Origin of the sequence: Shewanella sp. SG44-6, from assembly GCF_014164185.1 — a bacterium.
In the GTDB taxonomy this organism is placed as follows: Bacteria; Pseudomonadota; Gammaproteobacteria; order Enterobacterales; family Shewanellaceae; genus Shewanella; species Shewanella vesiculosa.
On sequence record NZ_JACJER010000057.1, the window covers coordinates 22799 to 29534 of the forward strand.

Consider the following 6736-nt stretch of genomic DNA (forward strand, 5'->3'; position numbering starts at 1 on the left):
TTGTCCAGGAGGACACACTTATGGAAATCGTAATCATTGCTTCATTAATCATTCCTGCAATCATCATTCACAAAATTATCGTACAACCACTCTTATGGGGGGTTGTTCGTTAATGTGAATTTTGAAGCTAACACTAAGGTTTACCCATTTGTGTAACCTTTTTGTTGGTCTCTTCAAATGCTCTTTTACAAGGGGAATTCGATGAGACCAACAAACTTAAAGGGTGATTAGTATGGAAATTATTATTGTCTTAGCGATGGCGGTTCCTGCATTGATTATAAACAAAATTCTTGTACGTCCATTCTTATGGAATGTGATGGGAAGTTAATTCACTATAACGTTTAGTGGCGGAGATTATTCTTCGGCGTTGAAATTACGCGAGTGGCGGCGGTGGTGTCGTCACTCAAATTAACTAATCAAATCAAAAACGATTTGCGAGTCGATTTCGCTTTGACAAGTTCCTCAATCGTTTATCCCTATTTATTAATTTTTTAAGCCTCTTTTGGCTTTGAAATTAATTTTTATATAAACGCATGTCAGCTCAACATGGGAAACCCGAGCGGCTATTTTCAGAAATGATGATAGTGACCGACATTATTAATATCTAAGCGATATAGATGATGTGAGAGCCTTTGGCTAACTACCCCCATAGGGAAGCATTTTCCCATTGGGGGAAACGTGTCTTTTCTATGGGTTAACTATCTTATATGGAAGGACACATTATTATGAACACTACAACTCAACCAGCTCGTCAAAACTCTCTCGTTTTCACTGGCAATGTTTCACAAGTAAAACCCATTCAGGGCGGTGCATGTGCAATCTCGTTAGCGTATAACGAAGGTTCGATGGTTAATGGCCAATGGGAAACGAAAGATACACTGTTTCTCGAAGCTTATATTCCTGCGAAGCTCAATTTTCAACCTAATGTTGGTGATAAAATGACAATTTCAGGATTCATGGCCGCAAATAATTACCAACCTCAAAATAGTAAAAAACGTTATGGGTCGAAAGTGGTTATTAATGAAATCGTTGAATACATAGCTAAAACCGTAAACAACGCATCACAACAAAATAACTATAACAATCCCCCGCAACAACATGCGCCGCAATATGCACCGCGTAATGCCCCGCAACGACATGCACCGCGTAATGCTCCGCAACAACATGCGCCGCAGTATGCACAGCGTAATGCTCCGCAACAACATGCGCCGCAGTATGCTCCGCAACAACATGATTCTAGACCTAATAACTCTTTTCAAAGAGGTGCAGGTTTTCAGAATTAATTTAACTTCAATCCACAGGGAAATCGTCCCTGTGGGTACGCATTCCTTGTTTAATTTTAAGGAATGCCTATGAATAAAAATTTAATCAATATAATTACTCAGGAGGAATTATTTAACATTAGCTTGTTTGGATTTACCATTGCATTGCAATTAGATCCAAGTTTCATTCAATTAGCTTTGCATCTACTTTTTATCTTGTCTTCTTTGGCTTATTTACATAGCCGTTTAGTTGTATATAAGAAGGAGGCTCAGAGTTTAACTATCTTCGCTTTTGACTTCATTCGAACTATATCATTGCCTGTTGGCCTTGCTTTTATAAGTATGGCGTTTAGTTATATGACATTTTGGCTTACCTTTATTGGTCTAAGCTTTTTTATCGTATATAGCGCAATAGTGTGGTCGTTTTGGAATGTAAAAAATGAAGATTAATTGCTTGAAATTCAAACAGTGTTAGAATGAATACATGGAGCCATAAACATGAACCCGAGTATTATGATTACAGAATCGTTTAGTTACTGGATGCCTTATGTTTCACTTGGTATTGTTATTGTTGGGGGCCTATGTATGGGAATTTACCATATAGCGACTTTTGATGAATTCAAAGCCAAACAAAAATTGAAAGACCACCAGAACTAACATATTTGCTTAACTACCCATGAGGGACACTCCCTCAAGGGGTTGTGTTCCTCAAAATTTGGAGAACACTATGAGTAACAAAACCCTATCATCTCAAGCGGCATACTATCGACGTCGCAAACAGAAAATTCTAAAAAAACTTATACAAATCCGAGATTCAGAATTTGGTGACTCAAAGTTTATAAAAACTTCGCGCCGCCTGTCTCGTACTGACTTAGAAATGAGTCAGTTGATGAATTTATGTAAGTAAACCCCATTTAGATTTTACTACCCACGCGGGAACATCACCCGTCTGGGATTGGTGTATCTCGCGGTCCTGGAGGACACACCAATGCGTAAATCCAAAAACAATTGTCAGGAACAACCATTTTGGTCACTACCTGAAACCATTCATCATATTTTAGATAAAGATATTGTTGATTCGATTCGTCGAGGCAATGAAAAATGTTCTACGATGATGATGATGGACCCACACTTTCAACACTCCACTAATCAGTATCACATTGAATGGACTCAAGATAATATTGATATGCTATTAAATGGCATGTTAATAAGAAGCCTTGAGATATTACGAAATGCGCAACCTGATAACGAATTATTTAAAGAGGAAATTATGTGGCAATCGACACCGCAGTTCGCACAAGTGTGTCGTTATGCTGGATATAACCCTCGGATAATACGGGATGAAGTTAGACATATAATGAAAAAATACGGCAAGACGGTTGAAGTTGATCAACTTGAAGAGTTTGTTCATTGGTCTAATTTTTTTGGTGAAATGTTCAAAGAAAAAATAGGCGTTAAAGTCGTGAAACAAAACGTAATGATTACACTCGTTAAGCATATTAATGAAGATTACGAGTTAGTCACAATTTTAAAGCAAATAGGCGAACTAATGGATGATCTTTATCTTGCAGGCGTCACAACTAGAGATGTTATGAATGAATATTTAGCTAACGCTATCAATTCATAACAGAGCTATAAATTAAATAACCCACTTGGGACACACAACTCCCATTGGGATTAGTGTGTCCAATACTCAGTCCTTGGAGGACACACTATGTCAGCTTTAGCAATAAACGCAACAGCACCAATTGATTACACTGAAATGGAACAAGTATCTGCTCATTTGGTATTTCCTGAGTTATTTGAACCATCAACAGTCATGTTAAAACGTCGTAAGCATCGCCACCCTGACTGTATTGCATCTAATCCGATGTATATACCAGAGTCAGAAAACGCGAAACTTGCATTAGTTTGGCTTATGGCTCCACATCAATTGTTAAGCTTGGGTTTACAAGGTCACACTGGTACCGGTAAAACGGAATTGGCGTTGTACTTGGCTGATAAACTCAATTTACCTACTTATATTGTGAAAGTTCATGCACGCATGAACCCACAAGATTTAGAGGGAAGTTATGTATTAGATGTTGAAAACAACCAAACGGTTACACGTAAAGAATATGGTCCTGCAGCGAAGGCATACATCAACGGCGGTATTTTGTTGTTAGATGAATTCGATAAAGCAAGTGGTGAACTGACTTCAGCAATGCATTTGCTCGTCGAAGGTAAACCATGGCCATTGGAAATGTTCAAAGAAACTATAACTAAGCACCCACAGTGCTTTGTTATTGGCACAGCAAACACTTATGGCACTGGTCATGATGAACGTTACATTACATCAAATCAGATGGATCAAGCCTTTTTAAGCCGCTTTATGTGGATTGAAACGGTATACCCAAATGTCATTCAAGAGTCGAAGATCCTTGAAAAGTTTGCTCCTAGGCTTCCACTTCACTTACGCAACGATATCATTAAGCTCGCTAATGCTTTTAGAGATGCGGCGCTTGGTGTCAATCGTGATGGCGATATAGAAGATCCTATTCAATGCATATTTTCTACACGGGTAGTTGTTGCTTGGGCTTATTATATTCAAGCATTTGGTGTTTTCCGTACATTGAGAAAATCATTAGATTCAGTATTTTTAAAATCGGTTAGCCCCGAAGATGCTGAAATTGTGAATGATATTGTTTCTAAGGTATTTGGAGACGATATTGATAAAACGCTTAAAGATTTACTTGCAAAAAAGTAGTTAAACCTTCAATAGCTAAAGCTTGGGACGCTATACCGCTAGGTACAGTGTTCGAAGCATTTAATATTTCATCAGAACATTGGGACGGCAAGTCAAGTTGGGCGGCTGTTTCTTTGGATGGACTGTTTATTATTGAAGGTTCGGTCGATGGTAATCGAATATTGAAAGTAAATGGCATTGTAGATTCAAAGTCTAATGTAAATATTGGATTGAGAAAAAGCTGTAGACATTTAATATGCGAAATCGTTGATGGTGAGAAACGAATAGAATTTACTCAGTATCGAGCTTCTCAAGTAACTGCTACACACAAAAAACTAAACTTCATGCTATACGTCCATCCCACAGGGAAAAAATGGGCAATCGCAGAAAACCATACCAAAGTAGTTGTAATGTTTAAAAATGACCAAACCCTTGGGCGCTGGGTTCTTTATGAGAACAATTTGATAGATTTAACAAGTGAAGCTGGAATAGCTGAGCGAATTAGAGTGATCAACAGCAAAGAAGGAAAAGGTTACAACTTAGACGGTCTAATCAACTACTCAGGTGTTATTAAGCAATAAACTCAACCCCCTTAAGGGATACATTCATCCCTTATGGGCTTGATGTATCCCTTTTTTATGTCCTGGAGGACGCAATCATGGATACATCAACAACAACTTCAACACATCAAGCCGTTACTACATCATCAGAACTTTGCTCTCGTTTAACACAGTTAGAGCGAGGTGTTTGTGTGGTTAACGTTATTTCATTAGCAGCTTGTGGAGAGAAATCTCTACCTAAAGTTAAAGTGGAACTTGACGGAGTACTGCAGGATTCAGACTCTATTAAAGGGTCAAAGATTCGCTGGTTTCCAAAAGAGCCCCTTAATTTTACAAGTAAAGCAAAACAGGCGATTGCTAGAGTATTGAGCTCTTACGGCGTTCGTTGGGGAGATATGACAATCGTGCCATTGGCAAGATTAGATGATCTTCAAAACGACATTAAAGCTATTGAGATTGATTGGGAAATGGCGTTGAACGACATGCTCGACAATTACGATTCGCTTGTGAGTGATTGGCAAATGTCGAATTTGGATGTTGCAGATATTATGCGACGTTACACAATGGACAAGGCTGAGTTTGGTGGACGCTTCAAAATGAAAATGTTACCACCGGTAGCATTTAATCCTTTGATTGCTGAAGGCGATGAAGAGTCTGCTGAAGAACTCGCAGATGATATTTTAAGTAATTTGTATGGTGAAGTAGCAAAGATGGCCAGTGACATTTACGACAAGTCATTTTTTGTCGCAGATACTAATGGTCATAAAGTTGCGCGGACTAAAGCTAATAGGCGGATTAAAGATACTTTTAAACGCTTAATCGATAAATTAGAAGGGTTATCGTTTCTAGATAACAATATCGAGAAAGTGGTAGCTCAAACCAATGTCGTTCTTAATTCAATGCCTCGCACGGGATGGATTGAGGGGGCAAATTTATCTAATTTAGCGCGCTGGACCTTAGTGATGTCAAACCCTGACATGCTTCGAAATCATGCTTCAGATAGTTTTACTTTAGAAGTAGAACCTGAATTTATAGAAGACGATTTTGGTGTACTAGGGGAATCTGTTTCTACTAGCTTAGATGAAGATTTAAGTGTGTTTGAAGCACAACAAGATGTAGTTGATACGACGAAAGTAAATGCACCGGTAGACAATTTTTCTATCGAGGGTTCCGTTGATATTGACTTCACAAATCAAGAGCCCGACCAATTAGGTTTTGGTCTAGGCTTTTAAATAACCCCAATGGGAGAACACTTACCCCCTTTGGGGATTGGTGTTCTCCAAATATTTGTCTGGAGGACACCAATGACTATACAGAATAAAGCAAAATTACTTAGGAAATATAGAAACTTAAGTAGAGTGCTTACAACCAACAATAATATGGATATCACTTTTAGCGGCACACAGGCATATCATGTACCTGGACGTATAAATCTGCCAATTGGTGATTTTAGTGATGATGATTTTATCACTATGTCGATGGGGTTTTGCGATCATGAATTAGGGCATGAAAATTATACTAATTCACATTGGTATCATGAGGCAGCAAATAGAAGTCCTTATTTAAAAGGACTGCTTAACGCACTTGATGATTATCATCAAGAACGCCGCTTAATTGCTGATTTTCGTGGAACACGATTAACCTTGAGAAAACTCGTTGAGCTTTGTAAAGAGAAAGGTATTTTCAGGGTTTTACCCGATGAAGCACCTGTTCCAATGTATGTACAGGCTTGGGTGTTATTCAAAGTTCGCAGTTATTTAGAACAACCTGTGTCAGATATTTTTAATGACACAGATAAGCGTGTTTTGAGTATTTTTGGACCAAAATTTTATACCGATATTCACTCATTATTAAGTACAGAAGTAATAGACGGTTTAGTTAGTACTGAACATTGTTTCAATGCTGCTGAATCAATATTTCAACTACTAATAGATTGGATTGAAGATAATAAAGCAGAACCAGACGATAGCGACAGTCAAAGTGACTCAAGCGATTCAGATGATAGCGACAGTCAAGATGACTCAAGGGATTCAGACGATAGCGAAAGTCAAGGTGACTCAAGCGATTCAGACGATAGCGACAGTCAAGATGACTCAAGTGATCCAGACGATAGCGACAGTCAAAGTGACTCAAGCGATTCAGATGATAGCGACAGTCAAGATGACTCAAGGGATTCAGACGATAGCGAA

General features: G+C 38.4%; 8 protein-coding genes. All 8 read left to right on the forward strand.

Annotation, left to right across the window (positions count from 1 at the left end; genetic code table 11):
• Window positions 1-725 precede the first annotated feature (725 nt).
• Window positions 726-1283: a hypothetical protein gene (locus H5185_RS11765; RefSeq protein ID WP_182742167.1), complete on the forward strand. Its 558-nt coding sequence runs from the start codon at window positions 726-728 to the stop codon at window positions 1281-1283.
• 69 nt (window positions 1284-1352) lie between these two features.
• Window positions 1353-1712: a hypothetical protein gene (locus tag H5185_RS11770; protein ID WP_182742168.1), complete on the forward strand. Its 360-nt coding sequence runs from the start codon at window positions 1353-1355 to the stop codon at window positions 1710-1712.
• A 277-nt stretch (window positions 1713-1989) separates the two neighbouring features.
• Window positions 1990-2169, forward strand: coding sequence for a hypothetical protein (locus H5185_RS11775; RefSeq protein WP_182742169.1), 180 nt, complete (start codon window positions 1990-1992; stop codon window positions 2167-2169).
• 81 nt (window positions 2170-2250) lie between these two features.
• On the forward strand, window positions 2251-2889 hold the full coding sequence (locus H5185_RS11780; RefSeq protein ID WP_182742170.1) for a hypothetical protein: 639 nt from the start codon (window positions 2251-2253) through the stop codon (window positions 2887-2889).
• A gap of 87 nt (window positions 2890-2976) precedes the next feature.
• Window positions 2977-4008, forward strand: a complete 1032-nt coding sequence (locus H5185_RS11785) for an AAA family ATPase (protein ID WP_182742171.1) — start codon at window positions 2977-2979, stop codon at window positions 4006-4008.
• A gap of 47 nt (window positions 4009-4055) precedes the next feature.
• Window positions 4056-4568, forward strand: a complete 513-nt coding sequence (locus H5185_RS11790) for a hypothetical protein (RefSeq protein ID WP_182742172.1) — start codon at window positions 4056-4058, stop codon at window positions 4566-4568.
• 77 nt (window positions 4569-4645) lie between these two features.
• On the forward strand, window positions 4646-5779 hold the full coding sequence (locus tag H5185_RS11795; protein ID WP_182742173.1) for a DUF3150 domain-containing protein: 1134 nt from the start codon (window positions 4646-4648) through the stop codon (window positions 5777-5779).
• Between the two features lie 72 nt (window positions 5780-5851).
• Window positions 5852-6736 (forward strand): hypothetical protein (locus H5185_RS11800; protein WP_182742174.1); only part of this gene is annotated, 885 nt, incomplete at its 3' end.

Excerpts from the sequence above, each read along its gene's own strand:
- H5185_RS11765 (WP_182742167.1), top strand. The coding sequence starts at position 726 with ATGAACACTACAACTCAACCAGCTCGTCAAAACTCTCTCGTTTTCACT.
- H5185_RS11770 (WP_182742168.1), top strand. The coding sequence starts at position 1,353 with ATGAATAAAAATTTAATCAATATAATTACTCAGGAGGAATTATTTAAC.
- H5185_RS11775 (WP_182742169.1), top strand. The coding sequence starts at position 1,990 with ATGAGTAACAAAACCCTATCATCTCAAGCGGCATACTATCGACGTCGC.
- H5185_RS11780 (WP_182742170.1), top strand. The coding sequence starts at position 2,251 with ATGCGTAAATCCAAAAACAATTGTCAGGAACAACCATTTTGGTCACTA.
- H5185_RS11785 (WP_182742171.1), top strand. The coding sequence starts at position 2,977 with ATGTCAGCTTTAGCAATAAACGCAACAGCACCAATTGATTACACTGAA.
- H5185_RS11795 (WP_182742173.1), top strand. The coding sequence starts at position 4,646 with ATGGATACATCAACAACAACTTCAACACATCAAGCCGTTACTACATCA.